This is a genomic window from Pseudomonas sp. 8 R 14 (assembly GCF_900005955.1).
In the GTDB taxonomy this organism is placed as follows: Bacteria; Pseudomonadota; Gammaproteobacteria; order Pseudomonadales; family Pseudomonadaceae; genus Aquipseudomonas; species Aquipseudomonas marginalis.
Genome location: NZ_CVTH01000090.1, coordinates 134227 through 154700 on the forward strand (window position 1 = coordinate 134227; position 20474 = coordinate 154700).

The following is a 20474-nucleotide window of genomic DNA, read 5'->3' on the forward strand; positions in this document are numbered from 1 at the left end:
TTTACCCTGCGATGTCGTTCAGTTCTGCCAGCACGTCGTCCGTCAGGTCCAGTTCGGCTACGGCGAGGTTTTCTCGCAAATGAGCGACCGATGAGGTCCCCGGAATCAGCAGGATATTCGCTGAGCGACGCAGCAACCACGCCAGGGCCAGTTGCTTTGGCGTTACGCCCAGGCGCTGGGCAACGTTAGTCAGTGTCGATGATTGGACCGGGGTAAATCCGCCTAGGGGGAAGAACGGTACATAGGCGATGCCGTCCCTGGCCAGCTCATCGATCAAGGCGTTGTCGTGTTGGTGGGCGATGTTGTACAGGTTCTGCACGCAGACGAACTCAATCAGGCCACGGGCTTCGGCCACTTGCGTCGGCGTGACGTTGCTGATGCCGATATGGCGTACCAGGCCCTGCTGTTGCAGTTCGGCGAGTGCGGCCAGGGGCGCTGCGATCGAGCCTTCTGCCGTGCCCATCAGGTTGTGGGTGCAACGGAAATTGACCACATCCAGCACGTCCAGGCCCAGGTTACGCAAGTTGTCATGCACGGCCTTGGTCAGTTCCGCCTTCGATGCTGCGCCATGCCATCCACCTTGATCGTCGCGACGGGCGCCGATCTTGGTGACGATCGTGAGGTCGTCCCGGTAAGGATGCAGCGCCTCGCGGATAATTTGGTTGGTGACGTGCGGTCCGTAGAAATCGCTGGTATCGATATGGTTCACACCGCCTGCGACGGCCTCACGCAGTACCGCCAGGGCCGCATCCCGGTCCTTGGGCGGGCCGAATACACCCGGCCCAGCCAGTTGCATTGTGCCGTAGCCGATGCGGTTGACCTTATGGTCGCCAAGGGTGAAGGTGCCGCTGCTTGCCAGGTTGCTCATGACTGCTGCTCTTGCTTGAACTGAATAAGACCCTAATATGAAGGATCCTTCAGATTTTGGAATTCGCATTCCATGAGCACCGTCAAAGCGTCATTGAAACCAAGAAAATCAGCGGTTCAAGCACGCTCTGCGGCAACCGTCGAAGCATTGCATGAGGCAACCCTTCAGGTTTTGACCCAGCAGGGTCTGGTGCGCTGCACCACTACGCGGGTGGCGGAGCGCGCGGGAATGTCGGTGGGCAGTCTCTACCAGTACTACCCAAATCGCGATGCGTTGCTCGCCGCCATTCTGGAAAAACACCTGGTGCGCGTGGCCGATAGCGTCGAGCTGGCGTGCTCCGGGCTTCAGGGCGCGTCGGTTGTGGAGATGGCGGGCGGCCTGGTCAAGGCATTACTCACCGCAAAATTGCGCGAACAGGCGGTATCCAAGGCGCTGTATGCGATCGCAGCCGAACGCGGCGGGCCGGAGTTGGTCGCACGTATCAACCTGCGCATGGTGGGCGCGATTGCAGCCATGCTGGCAACGGCGTCCGACGCCCACTTTGACGACCCAGGCCTGGTCGCGGCGATCTCGCTGAGTGCCACCGTCGGCCCGGTGCGCACCCTGCTTGAGGGGAACGCCGCGCCTGCGTTCGAGGCTGCGCTGGAGCAGCAAACCACCTTGATGCTGAGGGCGTATCTGCAGGCTCATCAACCCCCGACCCCAAGGAAGACCCATGCGTGAACGAAAGGCCGCACGACTGCTGGTGATCAACCCCGCGCACGAGGTGTTGCTCTTCAGGTTCATCCATAAAGGCGGCGCACTGGCCGGTCAAAATTACTGGGCTACCCCTGGCGGCGGTGTCGAACCGGGGGAGACTTTCGAGGCCGCTGCCATCCGCGAGCTGCGCGAGGAAACCGGTATCCAGGTGCAGGCCGTTGCAGCGCCCATCGCCGAGCGCCGATTTGCGCTGATGCTGCCCAGCGGTGAAACGGTGTCGGCCGTCGAGCACTACTTTGTGGTCCACACCGCCAACACCGAACTGTCCAGGGCTGAGTGGACGCTGGAAGAAACCCAGGTGATGGCGGACCATCAGTGGTGGTCGGCCCAGGCGTTGCGTGCCACCGAGGAAACGGTCTGGCCCGAAGCGCTGGTTGACATGCTGGTGCAAGCCGGCGTGTTCAGCGCATAGCGCCGAGAATCCCGGCCGTCTCGACCACCCTGGCATAGTCCATGGCCAGGTTGCTCAGCGACAGTGCGTGCACGTCCTCGGCCGGCCACAGGCGCCCGGACAAATCGGTTTGATCGAAGGTGTAGCAGGCGTCTGCGGCGACGAGCACGTCAAGGCCCAGGTTGCCGCCTGTGCGTGCCGTTGCTTCGACGGAGTTGTTGGTGATCACCCCGGCGATCACCAGTTGCTTGATCGAACGCGCGTGCAGCCAGCGTTCCAGCCCGGTGGCGATGAAGGCACAGGGTACGTTCTTTTCCACCACGTGTTCGTGGGCCAGTGGTTGCAGCCCAGGCTGAAATTCGCAGCCCGGCTGGCCCGGCCAGAATACCGAACCGGGGGTACGGGAGATGTGCCTGACGTGCACCACAGGCCGCCCCGACTGCCGCCAGGCGCCGAGCAACTGCTGCAACTGCTGCTCGGCCTGCGGATTATTGCGGCGCCCGAGCTTGGGGTCGTTCATGCCCTGCTGCATGTCGATGAGCACCAGTGCAGCGTTTGTGGCTAGGGGGTCCATGGCACATCCTTTGGCTTGTGAGGCACAAAACATAGCAGCCATTGAGTGCGCCTAAACAGCGATTTGTTCGATGCCTTCGCCATTTGCCTTTACACTGCCGCCCCCGAATTTCAGCAAGGATGCGTTGGATGCGTACGCGACTCAGCGGTGTACTCCTCTCCCTGGCCCTGGCCGCTCCCGTCATGGCCGAGCCCCGTTCGTTCTCGGTCAATGACCCCAGTGGTCAATACCTGGTCGAAGTGTTGTTCCCGGAGGTGCCGCAGGACTTGCAGCACCTGGCGCCGGCGCTCATCACCCTGCGCGACAAACGCTCCCTTGAAGTCCTTCAGCAATTGCAGACCCCGGATGCCCAGGTGCCGCTGGACCAGCAAGGCAGAACCGTGGACTGGCGCCTGATGGGGGAGAACGGCGTGGTGTACTTCGCCGATATCAACCAGGATGGCCGCCAGGACCTGGCGATCCGCAATGGCACCGGTGCGGATAAGGACTTCCAGTCCAGTTACGACGTGTATCTGCAAGACCCGCACACGTCCCGCTGGGTGCTGAATGGCCCCTTGACCGACCTCGCCAACGAGACCTCCGGCGGGATGTTTTCGATCAATACCAAGGACGGCATTATCCATTCGCAGACCGACCGGGGTTGCTGCTGGACCCGCGCCAGCCGCTATCAGATGCGCGATGGCAAACTGGTGCGACTCAGCGCGTACACCCAGGCAGAAGTGCCGGCGACGGACGATGACGCCAACAACAGCATGCCCAGCGGCTACATGCTGCGCACCACCGGTGAGTGGAAGGACGGCCAGTGGCTGGAAACGCCCAGGCTGGAAGGGCCGGTCAACGAAGACCCCGAGTTCCTGACCGGCACCCTCAACGGCAAGATCCCGGTGCAGCTCTGGTACCAGCAACAAGGCGCGGTGCTGATCGGTGAGTTGCGCTACACCAAAAGCGGCAGCGGCAAGCCGATCAAGCTGGTGGGCGACCAGGGTGAGTACGGCGACCAGTCGTTTATCTACCTGCACGAATATGCCGATGATGGCCGTCAAACCGGCATCTGGCGCATCACGCGGGAAACCGTCGAACCTTATGCCTACGCGGGCACCTGGGTCAGTGGCGCCAAGGGCGACCAGCCCGAGCTGCAGATTCAACTGCACAGGCAGGACCGGGAACCTGAGTACGACAAACTCGGCGACGTGGCCCGCGACCAGCGCGATGGCCATTACCAGATGCGCGATGACTTCCTCGGCCGCGACGGTGACCTGGACCTGAAAATCCTTCCCGAACGCGACGCCCAGGGCCGGGAAGTGGCGGAACTCAGCGTGACGCTCAAAGACACCGGCACCGACAAGATCATCATCACTACGCACCAAAGCGTGCCGATGGAAACCGAAAACCTGATCATCGTGCGCGCACCCCAGGCGCCCCCTCGGGCCGGGCCGTATCACATCCAACTGGTGAAGGGCTTTGCCGTGATCGAGCACAACTCGGCGCCGGACAGCCAGGACTACCTGACCGGGTTTTATCGTAAGCAGCCCTGAGGCTTGGGAGCAATGCTGCCTGAGTGTCGATCCTGGCTCAGGCGATTAAACAAATCGGGTATCTTTAGCCGTTTCAGCTGCTGGCCTGTCTCAGGCCCCGCGCACAATTGATTGATCAGGGAAGCATGCAATGGCACTCAGGGTGATGGTGATCGGCGGCTACGGCAACTTTGGCAGCATCATTTGCCAGCACCTGGCGGGCGCGCCGGGCATTGAACTGGTGGTCTCGGGCCGCCACCCACACAAGTTGCAGGGCAAAGTCGATGCGTTGAAAACATCCTCCGGCCGCGTGTGCGAAAGCTGGTGCGGCGATGCCATGGCGGCCGGGTTCGCTGGCGTCTTGCAGTCGATGGACATCCAGTTGGTGATCCACACCGGCGGCCCGTTCCAGGGGCAATCCTATGCCGTCGCCCAGCACTGCATCGACGCGGGCGTGAACTACTGCGACCTGTCGGATTGCCGGACCTTCGTCAATGGCGTCGGCGTGCTGGATGCGAAAGCCCGGCAGGCGAGCGTGGCCGTCCTCAGCGGTTGCAGCTCTGTACCGACGTTGTCGTCCGCCATCATCGATCAGTACCGCGATCGCTTTACGCGCATCGACACCATCGAGCATGGCATTTCCTCTTCGGCGAAGATGCCGGGGCTGTCGACCATCGAAGGTGTGCTTGCCTACGCGGGAAAACCGATCAAGCAACTCAAGCAGGGCCAGGTGCACGAAGTGCTGGGCTGGCAGGACCTGACCCTGCGCAGGATGCCCCAGCTCGGCACGCGGGTGCTGGCCAATGTGGACGTGCCCGACATGGATATATTCGCTGGTCGTTATGGCGCCCATACCTTGCGCTTCAAGGCCGGTGCGGGGCTCAAACTGGGCGGTGTCGCCAATTATTTGCTGGCGCAAGCGCTACGCATGGGCATTGTGCGCGACCACCTTGCATGGGCCGCCAGACTGCATCGCCTGGGCACCTGGTTCGAACGATTGGGTGATGGCAAAAGCGCGATGTACATCGACGTGCAAGGCCTGGGCATGCACGGTCAGCCGCTGTCCCTGGCGGTGCAACTCACGGCCCTGGACGACAAGGGCCCGGAAATCCCCAGCTGTGCAGCCGTTGCCCTTGCCACCAAAATGGCCCACGGTTACGTGCCCGAGCCCGGTGCCCGCCCGTGCGTAGGCGAAATCAGCGTCGACGAATACATGGCCGCCATCAACGAACCGACGAAGCTGAGCCTGACGGTGCGCTTCTCTGACGGGCAGGCCTGACGGATGCTCTACTTGTGCCTGAAGTACCTGCACATCATCGCGGCGATTTTCCTGTTCGGCTTCGGCATGGGCTCGTACCTCTACCTGATCGCCGCCAGTCGCACGGCCAACCCGCAAGTGATCGCCCATGTGGCGCGTATGGTCGTACGGTTTGATACTTGGATTACCACGCCGGCGGGCGTTATTCAGATCATCACGGGCTTGCTGCTGATCCAGCTTGCCGGGCTGTCTGTGACCACGGAATGGGTACTGACCGCGTTGATCATCTTCCTCTGCGTGGGCTCGCTGTGGCTGCCGGTGCTGGTACTGCAGAAGCGCTTGCAGCAGATGGCCTCGCGGGCGGTCGAGACCGACACGGTGCTGGATGATGGATTCCGTGGTGTGTACCGGAAATGGTTCTGGCTGGGCGTCTTCGGGTTCCTGGGGATGTTTGTGATCGTGATGATCATGGTGACGAAGATGACGCCGTGGCAGTTGGTTGGGCTGTTGGCGGGGGGCTGAGTGCCCGCTCAAGGCTTGGCATCCCAAACCGGTGCAACGATGCATACCGCTGTGTTCATAGCGGCCCCTTCAAAAAGCGCTGCTCATGCGTCGGCCGCTGCTACGGTTTGGACGGTGTGGGTGCTTAACGCGAGAGCAGTGGCGGCGGGCTTTTGTCCTCTGCGCCCACGTCGTGCAGGGAAATCCTCGACGTCTCCGGCAACGCCAACCCGCCCGCCAACGCCAGCAATGCCACGGCAATCAGGTAGAACGCCGGTGACAGGTTGCTGCCGGTGGTGCTGATCAACCACGTGGCCATCAGTGGCGCGGTGCCGCCGAAGATCGTATACGCCATGTTGTAGGTAATCGCCGAAGCGGTATAACGCGTGCGGGTCGGAAAGGTCTCCGACAGCAACGCCGCCGTCACCACACCACACAGTACTGCGCCGACCGCCAGCAACATCACCCCGACAATTGACGCCGTGAACGAACCGGAACTGGCCATCAGGAACGACGGATACACCACCACCATCAACAACACGCACGCCGTCATCACCGTGACCCGACGCCCCACGCGATCCGAATACAGCCCCGCCAGCGGGCAAATCGCCGCGGCGAAGATCAACGCGATCAGCGACACCAGCAACGCCATCGCCCGACTCAGCCCACCGGCCACTTGCAGGTACGTCGCGAAGTAGGTGGTGAACATATAAAACGACAGCGCCGTCAGTGACACAAAAGCGCCCAGGCAGCAGATCGCCGCACCATGGTTGCGCAAGGTTTCCTTGAGTGGCGAGTGGGCCACCGCGTGCTCCTGCTTCACGGCCTGGAAGGCGGGCGTCTCATCCAGCTTCCAGCGCAGGTAAAGGCCCACCAGTCCCAGCGGCGCGGCGATCAGGAACGGCAGGCGCCAACCCCAATTGCCCATGGCCTCGGCGGACAACGACGCTTCAAGGGCGTACGCCACCACGGCGGCGGCGGCGAAGGCGGAGAACGTCGACACCGGCACGAAGCTGCCGTACCAGGCGCGTTTTTCCCGGGGCGCGTGCTCCATCAGGTAGGCACAGGCACCGGCGTATTCGCCGCCGGCGGAGAAACCCTGGGCACAGCGGATCAGCGACAACAGGATCGGCGCCGTGACGCCGATGGCGGCGTAGGTGGGCAGCAGGCCGATCAAGGTGGTGGCGCCGGCCATCAGCAGGATGGTCATGGCCAGGGTGCGCTTGCGCCCGATACGGTCGCCGAGCATGCCGAAGAAAATCCCGCCCAGGGGCCGGAAGGCGAAGGCGACGGCGAACACCGCGAAGGTTTTGAGCAAGGCCGCGCTGGCATCGCCGCTGGGGAAGAACTGTTGGGCGATGGTGGTGGCGAGGAAGCCGTACACGGCGAAGTCAAACCATTCGACGAAGTTACCGATGCCGGCGGCGATGATGACCTTGCGCAGGGTTTGGGGGCTTACCTGTTCGGTGGAGGGGCTCGTCATGGGGAAGGCCTCGGAAGGGGTCGGGGATGCTGGATTATCCGGGGAGGGTGTTGGGCGGCCGGGCTCAAAAGAGTCGTCCGCATAGTCAGTAGCGACCGGGTGGGATGGGGGAGGCAGGAATTGGGCCAGGTCAGGCGGGGATTTATCGTTACCGGGCAGACGTGCGATAGGTCAGCAGCACAATCCCGGTCACCACGATGACGCCGCCGACTATCTGGCCGGCGCTGAGCATTTGATCGAGCACGATCCAGCCCATCAGCAACGTCGCCAGCGGCTCAATGTTCATGACCGGCGCATTGCGCGGCATGTCCAGGCGCGGGACCGACATGAACAGCACGATAAAACCGGTGCCGTACAGCACCACCAACGTTGCGAGTGCCAGCCAGCCGGTACCCGTGGCCGGCGGGTTCAGGCCGCCGGGAAGGGCGCCGCTGAGGCCGGCGAGGTTGACACTGCTGAATACGATGAAGATGGTCAGCAGGCTGCGCACGGAGCCGCGTACCTGGGACAACTTGTGGTCGGTGATCCACAGCGCGCAGGCGAACACGAACGCGGCGCAGAAGGCCAGGCCGACGCCGAGCAGCCATTGCGGGCCGATATCGGCACTGCCTGAGAGGCGGCCGGGTACGTCCAGCACAAACACCAGGCCCACCAGGATCAAGCCCATCAGCAAGGCGGTGCGCGCCGTCGGACGTGGGCCGCCGAATGCCCAGGTGAGCAGGGCAAGCAGAATCGGGAACACGTTGCCCACCAGCAGCGCCAGCGCCACCGGCACGCGGGCCACTGCGGAGTAGAGGCACAGGCTCTGGGTAGTGATAAGCAGGCCCAGCAGCACTTGCCAGCGCCATGCACCTGCGGGCAGGCGCAGGCTTTGGCGTTGCCACAGTACCAGCACCGCCAGCACCAGCAAGGTGCCACCCGAGCGCAGCAGAATGGCCAACAGCACACCGGCGCCATCATCGAAGGCGACCCGAGCGGCGATGTGATTGCCGGCGAAGGCACAGCCCATGCAGAGCAGAATCAACACGGCAATGGGGCGGGAGAACAGGGCGGGGGCAGTTTGCGTCGGGGCAGGCGGAGTCATGCTGGGGCTCGGGCGGTTGGCGCCATCGTCGGGGATGGCGATTTATTTTTAGGTTGTCGTACAACTTCGTGAAGGGGGATTTGTAGCGTGTTTGCGCCGAGGGGGCAAGGAGGGATTTGGCATGGGGAAAACTCAGCGCTTGCTGAACGCCAGCTTTGCGGCAAACAGCACGAAGATCACGCCGGTGGTGCGATCCATCCACTGGATGACCTTTTCGCGGCGCAGGAACCCGGACAGCGACTGCGTGGCGCCGATCAATACCAGCGACCACAGCAGCCCGAGCAACACATGGATGCTCACCAGGCCGAAGGTCCAGGCAATCAGCGAATGCCCTTGGGGGATAAATTGCGGCAGGAACGACACGTAGAAAATCCCCACCTTGGGGTTCAGCACATTGCCCAGCATGCCCTTGATAAACCAGTTGCCGCCGGGCTTGCCATCGGCTGAAGCGGGTGCCAATGAGCGGCGCGGACACACCAGCATGTTCAGCCCCAGCCAGGCCAGGTAAGCCGCGCCGCAGTACTTGAGCAGGTTGAACGCCATCTCCGACACCGCGATCAACGCGCCCAGGCCAAAGGCAACCGCGGCGCCCCACACCAGGCAACCCGCGTTGATGCCCAGCGTGGCCTGCAGCGCCTGGCGCTTGCCTTCCACCGTGGTGGTGCGCAGGACCAAGGCGGTGTCGAGCCCGGGCGTGAGGGTCAGCAGGGTGGCGGCGAAGGTGAAGGCGATGAGGTTCTCGGCGATGGACATGAGCGGGCTTCATGCAGAGGGATGAGTGGACGTTAACCCAAGCTTGGCATGAGTGGTTATCTTGTTGCGAGCGGGCTTGTCGTGGTGAGCGGGCTTACTATGGTGAGCAGGCCTGTTGTGAGTGACCGGGCTTGTTGTGGTGAGCGGGCTTGCCCCGCGCTGGGCTGCGAAGCAGCCCCAAAACCAGGCACTGCGGTTTGTCTGATGGAGCACAGTGATCTTTATTGGGGCCGCTTCGCAGCCCAGCGCGGGGCAAGCCCGCTCACCACAGTAAGCGGGCTTACTAGAGAAGCTTGTCTGCCTCTAGCGGTTGAAGCGCTCAACCAGCGCGTATTGGGTGGCCGCGGTATTGGTCAGTTCCTTGCTCAGGTCCGTGGATTGATGGGCTTGTATCGAGGTCTGGTCGGCCAGTTCGGCGATGGTGGTGATGTTGCGGCTGATCTCCTCGGCGACGGCACTTTGTTCTTCGGTGGCGGCGGCGATCTGGGTGGTCATGTCGGTGATATGCGACACCGCTTCGCTGATCCCCACCAGGGCCTGGTCCGCTTCCAGCACCCAGGCCACGCCTTCCTGGGCCTGGCGCTGGCCGTTTTCCATGCTTTGCACCGCGTTGCTGGAGGATGCCTGGAGCTTGGTGATCAGCCCATGGATCTGGGTGGTCGATTGTGAAGTGCGCTGGGCCAGTTGGCGCACTTCGTCGGCTACCACTGCAAAGCCTCGGCCTTGTTCGCCGGCTCGCGCTGCTTCGATTGCGGCGTTGAGGGCGAGCAGGTTGGTTTGGTCGGCGATGCCCTTGATCACATCCACCACGCTGCCGATTTCGTCGCTGTCCCTGGCCAGTTGCGCCACGGTCACCCCGGTCTCGCCGACCATGGTGGACAGACGCTCGATGGCTTCACGGGTATCGCGCGCCACTTCGCGGCCGCGCCCGGTCAGCACGTTGGCCTGTTGGGTGGCGTCGGCGGTGCGTTGTACATGGCTGGCGACTTCCTGGGTGGTCGCGGCCATCTGGTTGACGGCCGCCGAGACCTGTTCGGTTTCCACGCGCTGGCGGTTCAGGCCTTTGGCGCTGGCGGCAGCCAACTGATCGGATTGCCCCGCCAGGGTACTCAGTTGTTCGGCGCTGTCCTGCAGGCGGGTGAGGCAGGTTTTCAGGCGCGCGGTCTGGCTGAGAAACGCGGTTTCTAAACGCGACTGTGGGCCGCGTGCGTCACTGTACATCTGCGCGATCAAGGCATCCGACGTCGAGGGTTCGACCCCCTCCAATAGACGCAGGGTACTGCCCTGGCGCCAGCGCGAGCACAGCAGGCCCACCGGCAGCGCGACCGCCACGGCCACTGCGACGGCCACCGGTGCACTGAGGAACAGCCCGGCGACGCTGCCAGCCACACCGGTGGCCATGTACGGCACGCAACTCACTGCCGCCGGCAGCCAGGCATCCTGGCGCGGCACGCCCGGCTTGCCTTGGCTCAGACGCCGGTAGAGGGCCTGGGCGCGGCGGATTTCATCGGCCGTAGGCTTGACCCGCACCGACTCGAAGCCAACGACCCGGCTGCCGTCGAAGATCGGCGTGACGTAGGCATTGACCCAATAGTGGTCGCCGTTTTTCGAGCGGTTCTTGACGATGCCCATCCACGGCAGGCCTTGCTTGAGCGCGCTCCACATGTGGGCGAAAACGGCGGGTGGCACGTCGGGGTGCCGCACGATGTTCTGGGGCGCGCCGATCAGGTCGGCGCGTTCAAAACCGCTGATATCGACGAAGGCGTCGTTGCAGTAAGTGATCATCCCTTGAACATCGGTGGCGGAGATGAGTTTTTGCGAAGGCGCGAGTGAAATCTCGCGCTGTGTTACGGGCTGGTTGTTGCGCATTCCGACTACTCCCTGAATTGCCATAAGTTCATCGGCATCACACGGAATAAGTTGATGGCGATTGTTTGATATAAACCGGGACGTGACGAATGGCGTTCAGGAGGGCCTAAGTGGCGAATTGTCCTGGTGCGATACGAAAACAGTTTTTGCCTGCGCGCTTGGCTTCATATAACGCACCATCCGCATGGGCAATCACTGTTTGTGCGCAGGTATGTGACGTACTGTCGGCGCCTTCAAAGAGGGCAATGCCGATGCTGGCTTGCAAGGCATAGGGAAGAGCGCAACGCTCAGAGGCCTGTCGCAATGTTTCTATAATTCGTTGCGCTGCCAGGGTGGCAGAGGTCATGCCGGAATTATTCATCAGCAGAATAAATTCGTCTCCACCCAAGCGGCCGGCGCAATCCTGATTTAGCCTGACAATCGATTTAAGTGTTGCACCAAATTCGGCTAACGCCTTGTCACCTTCGGCATGTCCGTGGTTATCGTTGATGCTCTTGAAACCATCCAGATCTATATAGAGCACCGCAAAGTGTTTATCGGCATGCCGGCTGCGGGCCAGGGTGTTTTCAATCAGTTCGAGTATCCCCATACGGTTGTACAGGCCGGTGAGGGGGTCATGGGTCGCGCGGATTTCGTTCTTGGCCTCGGCCAGTAACGCGCGCACCAGGTTATCGTTCAACGTGTTGAGCAGTAGCCACATGCCCGTCAAGTACAGCGGGGCCTGGAGCAGGAATATCCTCAGCAGCGGTTCCGGCTGAAACAAGGTGGCGAGCTTCATGGGCACATCCGTCAGCAATATTTGAGTAAATGCATAGCGCGGTACACCTTGATTACGCATGGCGATCGCGGCATTCACGCTCACCATTGAGGTGCACCCGAGAACTTGAAGAATCGCATCGCCGCTGATCAGGCAACCAGCGGTACCCAGGCCCAGCTCCGCCGCCCAGACCAGGCCCAGTAATAACGATAGATCAATGACATAAGGATATTTTTGGCCGCCGTATTTATTGATCCAATACAGCAGTGCTAACCGTGAGAGCCAGATCATCGAATCAATGATGAGCCAGGCAATGAAGAATTGGCTCGGGTGCAGTGTAACCGCGACTGTGCATATCACCAGGCTGTTAAACCAACCGACCCAGAGCACCCCCTTGGAAGAAAAAGGCCCGGCTATAAGTTCGCTGCGTATGCGCGTGTCATACGGTGCGTCTGCATTCGTCAGCCATCTCATCGCCTTTGTCGCAGGGAGTTGATATTCCATATTGACCCTCACCTGAAGCCCTGAAATCAAATAGTGGCATATGGCTATGCTGGCACCGTTCCAGCGGCTTTTCAAATGCTATGAGATAAAATTTGCGGGGCATTGATTCATGAAATATTCACTTGTTATTCAGCACATCCGTCGGGGAATCGCGCCGGTAGAACCGCTATCCATCACCCCGCATGATTGAAAAGCCTGAAACTTCCCGATGAAAAACCTCATAATGGCGGCCATTTTTGTTTAGCCCGTTATTCTGGTGTGCCCCCATGGAAATCAAGGTCAACTTTCTCGACAACCTCCGGCTTGAAGCCAAGTTCGATGACTTCACGGTGATTGCCGACCAGCCTATTCGCTATAAAGGCGATGGCTCGGCACCGGGGCCGTTCGATTACTTCCTGGCTTCGTCGGCGTTGTGTGCGGCGTACTTCGTCAAGTTGTACTGCAGCACGCGCAACATCCCCACGGACAATATTCGCCTGTCGCAGAACAATATTGTCGATCCGGAAAACCGCTATAACCAGATCTTCAAGATCCAGGTGGAGTTGCCGGCCGATATTTCCGATAAGGACCGCCAGGGCATCCTGCGCTCCATCGACCGTTGCACCGTGAAGAAAGTGGTGCAGGCCGGGCCGGAGTTCGTGATCGAAGAAGTGGACAACCTCGACGCCGATGCCCAGGCCCTGTTGATGCCGAGCGCGGGCAGCGAGGCGGGCACTTATATTGCTGGCAAGGACCTGCCGCTGGAGCAGACCATCGCCAACATGTCCGGGATCCTTGCCGGCCTGGGCATGAAGATCGAGATCGCCTCATGGCGCAATATCGTGCCGAACGTGTGGTCGCTGCATATCCGCGACGCCCATTCACCGATGTGCTTTACCAACGGCAAGGGCGCGACCAAGGAGGGCGCCCTGGCGTCGGCGTTGGGCGAGTTCATCGAGCGGCTCAACTGCAACTTCTTCTACAACGACCAATTCTGGGGTGAGGAACTGGCCAATGCGCCGTTCGTGCATTACCCGGACGAACGCTGGTTCCAGCCGGGCCCGAATGACGAGCTGCCCGGGGAAATCCTCGACGCCTACTGCCTGAAGGTCTACAACCGCGACGGCGAGCTGCGCGGTTCGCACCTGTTCGACACCAACTCCGGCAATGAAGCGCGCGGCATCGTTTCGCTGCCGTTCGTGCGCCAGTCGGATGGCGAGGTGGTGTATTTCCCGTCCAACCTGATCGAGAACCTCTACCTCAGCAACGGCATGAGCGCGGGCAACACCCTGGCCGAGGCCCAGGTGCAGTGCCTGTCGGAGATTTTCGAGCGGGCAGTGAAGCGCGAAATCATCGAGGGCGAATTTGCCCTGCCGGACGTGCCGGCTGACGTGCTCGCGAAGTACCCGAGCATCCTGGCGGGTATTGCAGGCCTGGAAGCCCAGGGCTTCCCGGTGCTGGTCAAGGACGCGTCCCTGGGCGGCGAATTCCCGGTGATGTGCGTGACCTTGATGAACCCGCGCACCGGCGGCGTGTTCGCCTCGTTCGGTGCCCACCCGAGCCTGGAAGTGGCGCTGGAACGCAGCCTCACCGAACTGCTGCAAGGCCGCAGCTTCGAAGGCTTGAACGACCTGCCGCAGCCGACCTTCGAAGGCCAGGCGGTGACCGAGCCGAACAACTTCGTCGAGCACTTTATCGACTCCAGCGGTGTGGTGTCGTGGCGCTTCTTCAGCGCCCAATCGGACTACGAATTTGTCGAGTGGGACTTCTCAGGCGAAGGTGAAGACTCCAACGCCCAAGAGGCCGCGACCTTGTTCGGCATCCTCGAAGGCATGGGCAAGGAAGCCTATATGGCGGTGTACGAACACCTCGGCGCAACCGCCTGCCGCATCCTGGTGCCGGACTACTCGGAAATCTACCCGGTGGACGACCTGATCTGGGACAACACCAACAAGGCGCTGTTTTTCCGCGAGGACATCCTCAATCTGCACCGCCTGGACGAAGCGGAATTGCAGGGGTTGGTCGAGCGCCTGATCGAAAGCGAGCTGGACGACTACACCGACATCACCACCCTGATCGGCATCGAGTTTGACGACAACACGGCCTGGGGCCAACTGACCATCCTCGAATTGAAGCTGCTGATCTTCCTCGCCTTGCAGCAGTACGAGGAGGCCAAGGAGTGCGTGGAGATGTTCCTGCAGTACAACGACAACACCGCTGAGCGTGGCCTGTTCTACCAGGCGATGAATGCGGTGCTGGAGATGGAGCTGGACGACGACCTGGAACTGGCGGACTACGAAGCCAACTTCCGCCGCATGTTCGGCAATGAGCGGATGGATGCGGTGATCGGCTCGGTCAACGGCAGTGTGCGTTTCCATGGGCTGACACCGACCAGCATGAAGCTGGAAGGGCTGGACCGGCATTTGCGCTTGATCGAGAGCTACAAGAAGCTGCATTCGGCGCGTGCCAACATCGTCCAGGGGTGACGCGTACCCAATGTGGGAGGGGGCAAGCCCCCTCCCACAGTTGATCCCTGTTGCCTGGGGGATTTATATACGGGCCAAGGCTTGCGCCAGGTCCGCCCGTAGATCCTCCACGTCCTCAACCCCCACCGACAACCGTACCAGCCCGTCGCCAATCCCCAACTGCGCGCGGGTCGCCGCCGGGATGCTGGCGTGGGTCATGATCGCCGGGTGTTCGATCAGGCTTTCCACGCCCCCCAGGCTCTCGGCCAGGGCGAAGAGCTTGACGGTTTCCAGGAAGCGCGTGGCGCCGGCCAGGTCGCTGTTCAAGTCGACTGAAATCATCCCGCCAAACCCGCGCATCTGCCTGTGTGCCAGTTCGTGCTGCGGGTGGGACGCCAGGCCTGGGTAATAGACCCGGGATACTTGCGGTTGCTGTTCCAGCCAGGTGGCCAGGTCGAGGGCGTTGCTGCAATGGCGCTCCATGCGCAGGGCCAGGGTTTTCACGCCGCGCAGGGTGAGGAAGGCATCGAACGGGCCGGCGATGGCACCAACCGAGTTTTGCAAAAAACCCACGCGCTCGGCCAACTCGGGGTTGTCGCCGACGATGGCGATGCCACCGATCACATCGGAGTGACCATTGAGGTACTTGGTGCTGGAGTGCACCACGATGTCGAAACCCAACTCCAGCGGACGCTGGATCCACGGGCTGGCGAAGGTGTTGTCGGCCACGCAGAGAATGCCGCGGCTGCGGCAGATACGGGCGATGGCGCCGAGGTCGGTGAGGCTCAGCAGCGGGTTGCTCGGGGTTTCGACCCAAACCATGCGCGTGTCGTCCTGCAAGGACGCTTCGAACGCCGCCACATCACTCAGGTCGACAAAGCTGAAACGGTGCCCGGCACTGCGCTGGCGCACCTTGTCGAACAGGCGGAAGGTGCCGCCGTAGAGGTCGTTGCCGGACACGATATGGGCGCCGGCATCCAGCAACTCCAGCACCGTGGAGATTGCTGCCAGCCCGGACGCGAAGGCAAACGCCTGGCTGCCGCCTTCGAGGTCGGCCACGCAGCGCTCCAGGGCAAACCGCGTGGGGTTGTGGGAGCGGCCGTAGTCGAAGCCCTTGTGTACGCCGGGGCTGTCTTGCAGGTAGGTGGAGTTGGCGTAGATCGGCGGCATCAGCGCGCCCGTGGTCGGGTCAGGTGACTGCCCGGCGTGGATCACACGGGTGGCAAACGCGCTTTTATCGGGCTGGCTCATGCAAGGGATCTCCGCAGGTGGTTGAGCAGGTCGACGCGGGTGATCAGGCCGTGAAAGCCCGCCGCGTCGGCAATGATGGCGACCAGGCCGCGGTCCAGTTCAGCCTGCAATTCGGCCAGGCTGGCGCCGGGGGCCAGGGTGTGGACTTTGTCGCTCATGGCGCTGGCGACCATCATGGAGAAGTCCGCCGCGTCATGGTGCAGGCCCAGCAGGATGTCGGACTCATCGATCACCCCCACCAGTTCGCGGCCGTCCACCAGCACCGGCAGTTGCGACACGTCCGCCAGGCGCATGCGCTGGAAGGCGGTGAGCAGGGTGTCGTCGGGGCTCACGCTGATCACGCGACCATCTTCGAAGCGCCGCGCGATCAAGTCGCGCAGGTCGCCGTAGTGCTTGTAGTGCAGCAAGCCTGCATCGGTCATCCATTGGTCGTTGTAGACCTTCGACAAATAGCGGGTGCCGGTGTCGCAGACAAAGGTGACCACGCGCTTGGGCACCGTTTGTTCGCGGCAATACCGCAGCGCGGCCGCGAACAGGGTGCCGGTGGATGAACCGCCGAGAATGCCCTCGGCCTTGAGCAGCTGGCGGGCGTGGTCGAAGCTGTCTTCATCGCTGATGGAGTAGGCGTGGCGTACGCTGGACAGGTCGGCAATCGACGGGATGAAGTCCTCGCCGATGCCTTCCACCGCCCACGAGCCGGGTGTTTCCAGCTTGCCGCTGCGGCTGTATTCGGCCATCACCGAACCCACCGGGTCGGCGAGGACCATTTCCAGCTCGGGCTGCACCCGTTTGAAGAAGCGCGTCAGGCCGGTGAGGGTGCCGGCCGAGCCGACGCCCACCACAATCGCGTCTACATCGTGTTGGGTCTGGGCCCAGATCTCCGGCGCGGTGCTGGTCTCGTGGGCCAGGGGGTTGGCCGGGTTGTTGAATTGGTCGGCGAAGAAACAGCCGTCAATCTCCTTGGCCAGCCGCGCGGCCATGTCCTGGTAATACTCGGGATGGCCCTTGCCCACATCGGAGCGGGTGATATGCACCTCGGCGCCCATGGCCTTGAGGTGCAGCACTTTTTCCGTGGACATCTTGTCGGGCACCACCAGCACCACCCGATAACCTTTCGCCCGGCCCACCAGCGCCAGGCCCAGGCCGGTGTTGCCGGCGGTGGCTTCAATGATTGTGCCGCCGGGGCGCAGGCGGCCGTCGCGTTCGGCGGCGTCGATCATGGCCAGGCCGATGCGGTCCTTTATGGAACCGCCGGGGTTCTGGGATTCAAGCTTGAGGAACAGCGTGCAGGGGCCGGTATCGAAACGGCTGACCCGAACCAGCGGCGTGTTGCCGATCAGCTCGAGTACGGCAGGGCGGGGTAGTGTGGGCATGTCGTCACCTGGGGGCTTAGGGTGGGGGACAGCAAATCGCAGAGCATGGTCTGGAACAGTAGGTCGGTATTGGGTCGGTCGCAACCGAGGGGTCGATTGAATGACTTTTTTTGGCGCATGGGCGATGCCCGGGTGCGCCATCTACGCGCATGTTTTGCGGCGATACCCTTGTATTCATTGGCAGAGTGACCTGGCGTGGGCTTTGCTTTAGATAAATCCAAACTTGGATACAAGATGGAGTTTCCCATGCACAACGTTGTTGGCTGGACCCTCGGTGAATGGCAGGCCGCTTACCGCAACGGCACGATCACGCCGGACATTTTGCTCACCCTGGCCGCGCAATACCCCGCCGAGGACAGCGCCTGGATCGCCCGCGCCCAGCCGTCGTCATTGGCCGAGCAGTTGGCACAGTTGAGCGAACGGCTGGCAGCCCTGGGCGGCGATATGACCCAGCTGCCGTTGTATGGCGTGCCGTTTGCGATCAAGGACAACATCGATGCGGCCGGCTGGTACACCACTGCCGCCTGCCCCGAATTTGCCTACCGCGCGACCCGGGATGCCTCGGTCGTGCAGAAGCTGCGCGCCGCCGGCGCAATCCTGATGGGCAAGACCAACCTCGATCAGTTCGCCACCGGCCTGGTGGGCACCCGCTCGCCGTATGGCGCGGTGGGCAACAGTTTCAATGGCGATTACGTCAGCGGCGGCTCCAGCTCCGGTTCTGCGTCGGTGGTCGCCCGTGGGCTGGTGGCGTTTTCCCTGGGCACCGACACGGCGGGCTCCGGGCGTGTACCGGCGGGGTTCAACAATATCGTCGGCTTGAAGCCGACCAAGGGGCGTTTGTCCAATACCGGCCTGGTGCCGGCTTGCCGCACGGTGGATTGCGTCTCGGTGTTTGCGTTGACCGTGGAAGATGCCGAGACCGTGGCGCACGTTGCGGCGGGATACGACGCCAGCGACGCCTATTCCCGCGCCAACCCCAACACGGCGCCAGTGGCGGTGGGCGCTTCGATCAAGCTGGCCATCCCGGCGGCCCTGGAGTTTTTCGGCGATACCCAGAACCAGGCCGTGTTCGAACACGCGGTCGAACACTTCAAGGCGCTGGGCGCGGTGATCACCCCGGTGGATTTCACTGCGTTCAAGGAACTGGCGGACCAGCTGTACTTCGGCCCTTGGGTTGCCGAACGCACCGTGGCCCTGGAAAGCATGCTCGAAAACCAGCCCGAGGCAATCAACCCGGTGGTGCGCGGCATTGTCGAAAATGGCCGCCAGTACAGCGCCTGCGACGCCTACAAAGCCGAATACCTGCGGGCCGAACTGAGCCGCCGCATCAATGACAGCCTGGCCGGTTTCGATGCCTTGCTGGTGCCGACTTCGCCAACCCTGCGCACCATGGCCGAGATGGCGGAGGAGCCGGTGCGCTACAACTCGCAGTTCGGCTACTACACCAACTTCACCAACCTGGCCGACCTCTCGGCCCTGGCGCTGCCGGCCGGTATCCGCGCCGATGGCTTGCCCAGCGGCATTACCTTGCTCGCACCGGCCTGGCATGACACGGCGCTGGCGCACCTGGGCAAGCGCTGGCAATCCAGCCTGGAGCTGCCTTTAGGTGCCACCCAGCGCTATCTGCCGGCACCGTCCGCACCCGCCCAAGCCCCCGGCTGCGTGCGCGTGGCAGTGGTGGGCGCACACCTCACCGGCATGCCGCTGAATGTCCAGCTGACGACGCGCAACGCGGTGCTGGTGGAGCAAACCCTGACGGCCGACACCTACCGCCTGTACGCGCTGCCGGGCACGGTGCCGCCCAAGCCCGGGCTGGCCAAGGCGGACAGCGGTCGGGCGATCATCGTCGAGCTATGGGACATGCCCCTCGCACGCTTTGGCGAGTTCGTCGCCGAGATCCCCGCGCCGCTGGGGATCGGCAACCTGCTGCTGGCCGATGGGCGCAGCGTCAAAGGCTTCATCTGCGAGCCCTGGGCCCTGGCCGACGCCCTCGACATCACCGAGTTCGGTGGCTGGCGCGCCTTTATTGCGAGTCGCGGTTAAGCATGGGGGCCAAGACACGCCCCGACAGCCTGGCCGAGCAGATCTACGCGCAGCTCAAGGCGGATATTTTCGACTTCCGACTGCTGCCGGGCGATCGTTTCAGCGAAGGCGAGGTGGCCGAACGCATGCACGCCAGCCGCACGCCGGTGCGTCAGGCGCTGTATCGCTTGGAACGGGAAGGGTATCTCGAGGTGTATTTTCGCAGCGGCTGGCAGGTGAAACCGTTCGATTTCGCCTACTTCGAAGAGCTCTACGACGTGCGCATCGTATTGGAACTGGCGGCTGTCGGCCGGTTATGTGCGATGGACGAACCGAACCCGATGCTGCAAGCGTTGCAGGCGACCTGGCAGGTGCAGGAGGGCGAGCGCCTGGAGGACGCCCAGGCCGTATCGGCGCTGGATGAGCGTTTTCATTGCGCGTTGGTGGAAGCCACCGGCAACCGTGAAATGGCGCGCATGCACTACGCCATCACCGAGCAAATCCGCATCATCCGGCGGCTCGACTTTACCCAGGCGCCCCGCATTGCGGCGACGTACGAAGAGCATGGGCAACTGCTCTCGGCCATCGTGCAACGCCAGGCTGACCAGGCGCAGCACCTGCTGCAGCGGCATATCGAACTGAGCAAGCAGGCGGTGCGCGAGATCACGTTGCACCGGTTGCATACGGCCCGGCAGGTGGGGGGGCAGATTTCCTGATGCCCTGAGCTTCTGTGGTGAGCGGGCTTATTGTGGTGAGCGGGCTTGCTGTGGTGAGCGGGCTTGCCCCGCGCTGGGCTGCGCAGCAGCCCCAATCAGGCTCCCTGTGTTCTGTCGGGTAAACCGCAGCGCCTGGTTTTGGGTCTGCTTCGCAGCCCAACGCGGGGCAAGCCCGCTCGCCACAGGTTAGGAGTAGTCCTCAGATCACGTGGGGCGTGGAGGTGCAATCTCGAATGCGTTATTGGTTGAGCCTGCGCAAGCTTATTGTGGTGAGCGGGCTTGCTGTGGTGAGCGGGCTTGCCCCGCGCTGGGCTGCGCAGCAGCCCCAATCAGCCTCCCTGTGTTCTGTCAGG

The 20474-nt window shown here is 62.5% G+C and carries 17 protein-coding genes; 8 read left to right on the plus strand and 9 right to left on the minus strand.

What is annotated here, in order from left to right:
* Position 1: 1 nt before the first annotated feature.
* Positions 2–868 (minus strand): aldo/keto reductase family oxidoreductase, encoded by an 867-nt coding sequence (locus BFQ01_RS29445; protein ID WP_065928071.1) that lies wholly within the window; start codon positions 866–868, stop codon positions 2–4.
* A 72-nt stretch (positions 869–940) separates the two neighbouring features.
* On the opposite strand from BFQ01_RS29445, the gene BFQ01_RS29450 reads away from it, so the two are divergent.
* Together BFQ01_RS29450 and BFQ01_RS29455 are read left to right on the plus strand one after the other, a co-directional pair.
* Positions 941–1591, plus strand: coding sequence for a TetR/AcrR family transcriptional regulator (locus BFQ01_RS29450; protein WP_065928072.1), 651 nt, complete (start codon positions 941–943; stop codon positions 1589–1591).
* Entirely contained in the window at positions 1584–2039 is a 456-nt protein-coding gene (locus BFQ01_RS29455; RefSeq protein ID WP_065928073.1) for an NUDIX hydrolase, read from the plus strand. Before BFQ01_RS29450 ends, BFQ01_RS29455 begins: the two co-directional genes overlap by 8 nt.
* Here BFQ01_RS29455 and BFQ01_RS29460 read toward each other — a convergent pair.
* On the minus strand, positions 2029–2592 hold the full coding sequence (locus BFQ01_RS29460) for a cysteine hydrolase family protein (protein ID WP_065928074.1): 564 nt from the start codon (positions 2590–2592) through the stop codon (positions 2029–2031). The two genes, BFQ01_RS29455 and BFQ01_RS29460, sit on opposite strands and share 11 nt — an antisense overlap.
* Before the next feature lie 128 nt (positions 2593–2720).
* Between BFQ01_RS29460 and BFQ01_RS29465 the strand changes: the two genes are divergently transcribed.
* From BFQ01_RS29465 to BFQ01_RS29475, 3 genes are all read left to right on the plus strand, one after another.
* Positions 2721–4127, plus strand: a complete 1407-nt coding sequence (locus BFQ01_RS29465; RefSeq protein ID WP_065928075.1) for an XAC2610-related protein — start codon at positions 2721–2723, stop codon at positions 4125–4127.
* Between the two features lie 130 nt (positions 4128–4257).
* Positions 4258–5385: a saccharopine dehydrogenase family protein gene (locus BFQ01_RS29470; protein ID WP_065928076.1), complete on the plus strand. Its 1128-nt coding sequence runs from the start codon at positions 4258–4260 to the stop codon at positions 5383–5385.
* A gap of 3 nt (positions 5386–5388) precedes the next feature.
* A complete protein-coding gene (locus BFQ01_RS29475; RefSeq protein WP_065928077.1) occupies positions 5389–5886 on the plus strand; it encodes a DUF2269 family protein in 498 nt (165 codons plus the stop codon).
* A 124-nt stretch (positions 5887–6010) separates the two neighbouring features.
* Here the strand turns inward: BFQ01_RS29475 and BFQ01_RS29480 are convergent, their stop codons facing one another.
* From BFQ01_RS29480 to BFQ01_RS29500, 5 genes are all read right to left on the minus strand, one after another.
* Positions 6011–7348, minus strand: a complete 1338-nt coding sequence (locus tag BFQ01_RS29480; protein WP_065928078.1) for an MFS transporter — start codon at positions 7346–7348, stop codon at positions 6011–6013.
* A 148-nt stretch (positions 7349–7496) separates the two neighbouring features.
* Positions 7497–8432: an EamA family transporter gene (locus tag BFQ01_RS29485; protein WP_065928079.1), complete on the minus strand. Its 936-nt coding sequence runs from the start codon at positions 8430–8432 to the stop codon at positions 7497–7499.
* 132 nt (positions 8433–8564) lie between these two features.
* Positions 8565–9185 (minus strand): LysE family translocator, encoded by a 621-nt coding sequence (locus BFQ01_RS29490; RefSeq protein ID WP_065928080.1) that lies wholly within the window; start codon positions 9183–9185, stop codon positions 8565–8567.
* 303 nt (positions 9186–9488) lie between these two features.
* The gene (locus BFQ01_RS29495; protein ID WP_370671254.1) at positions 9489–10970 is read right to left on the minus strand and encodes a methyl-accepting chemotaxis protein; all 1482 of its coding nucleotides are present in this window, start codon (positions 10968–10970) and stop codon (positions 9489–9491) included.
* A gap of 190 nt (positions 10971–11160) precedes the next feature.
* Positions 11161–12315, minus strand: a complete 1155-nt coding sequence (locus BFQ01_RS29500) for a GGDEF domain-containing protein (protein WP_065925184.1) — start codon at positions 12313–12315, stop codon at positions 11161–11163.
* 266 nt (positions 12316–12581) lie between these two features.
* Here BFQ01_RS29500 and BFQ01_RS29505 point away from each other — a divergent pair, with 266 nt between their 5' ends.
* Complete coding sequence (locus tag BFQ01_RS29505) at positions 12582–14780, plus strand: OsmC domain/YcaO domain-containing protein (protein WP_065925185.1); 2199 nt, start codon at positions 12582–12584, stop codon at positions 14778–14780.
* 63 nt (positions 14781–14843) lie between these two features.
* On the opposite strand, the gene BFQ01_RS29510 is transcribed toward BFQ01_RS29505, so the two are convergent.
* Both BFQ01_RS29510 and BFQ01_RS29515 read right to left on the minus strand, forming a co-directional pair.
* Positions 14844–16010 carry a cystathionine gamma-synthase gene (locus BFQ01_RS29510; RefSeq protein ID WP_065925186.1) on the minus strand — a complete coding sequence of 389 codons (1167 nt, stop codon included), beginning with the start codon at positions 16008–16010 and terminating at the stop codon, positions 14844–14846.
* Entirely contained in the window at positions 16007–17383 is a 1377-nt protein-coding gene (locus BFQ01_RS29515) for a pyridoxal-phosphate dependent enzyme (protein ID WP_027608450.1), read from the minus strand. Before BFQ01_RS29515 ends, BFQ01_RS29510 begins: the two co-directional genes overlap by 4 nt.
* A 246-nt stretch (positions 17384–17629) precedes the next feature.
* Between BFQ01_RS29515 and atzF the strand changes: the two genes are divergently transcribed.
* Together atzF and BFQ01_RS29525 are read left to right on the plus strand one after the other, a co-directional pair.
* A complete protein-coding gene (gene atzF, locus BFQ01_RS29520; protein WP_065925187.1) occupies positions 17630–19426 on the plus strand; it encodes an allophanate hydrolase in 1797 nt (598 codons plus the stop codon).
* A 2-nt stretch (positions 19427–19428) separates the two neighbouring features.
* Positions 19429–20121, plus strand: a complete 693-nt coding sequence (locus tag BFQ01_RS29525; RefSeq protein WP_065925188.1) for a GntR family transcriptional regulator — start codon at positions 19429–19431, stop codon at positions 20119–20121.
* The last annotated feature ends 353 nt before the right edge of the window (positions 20122–20474 follow it).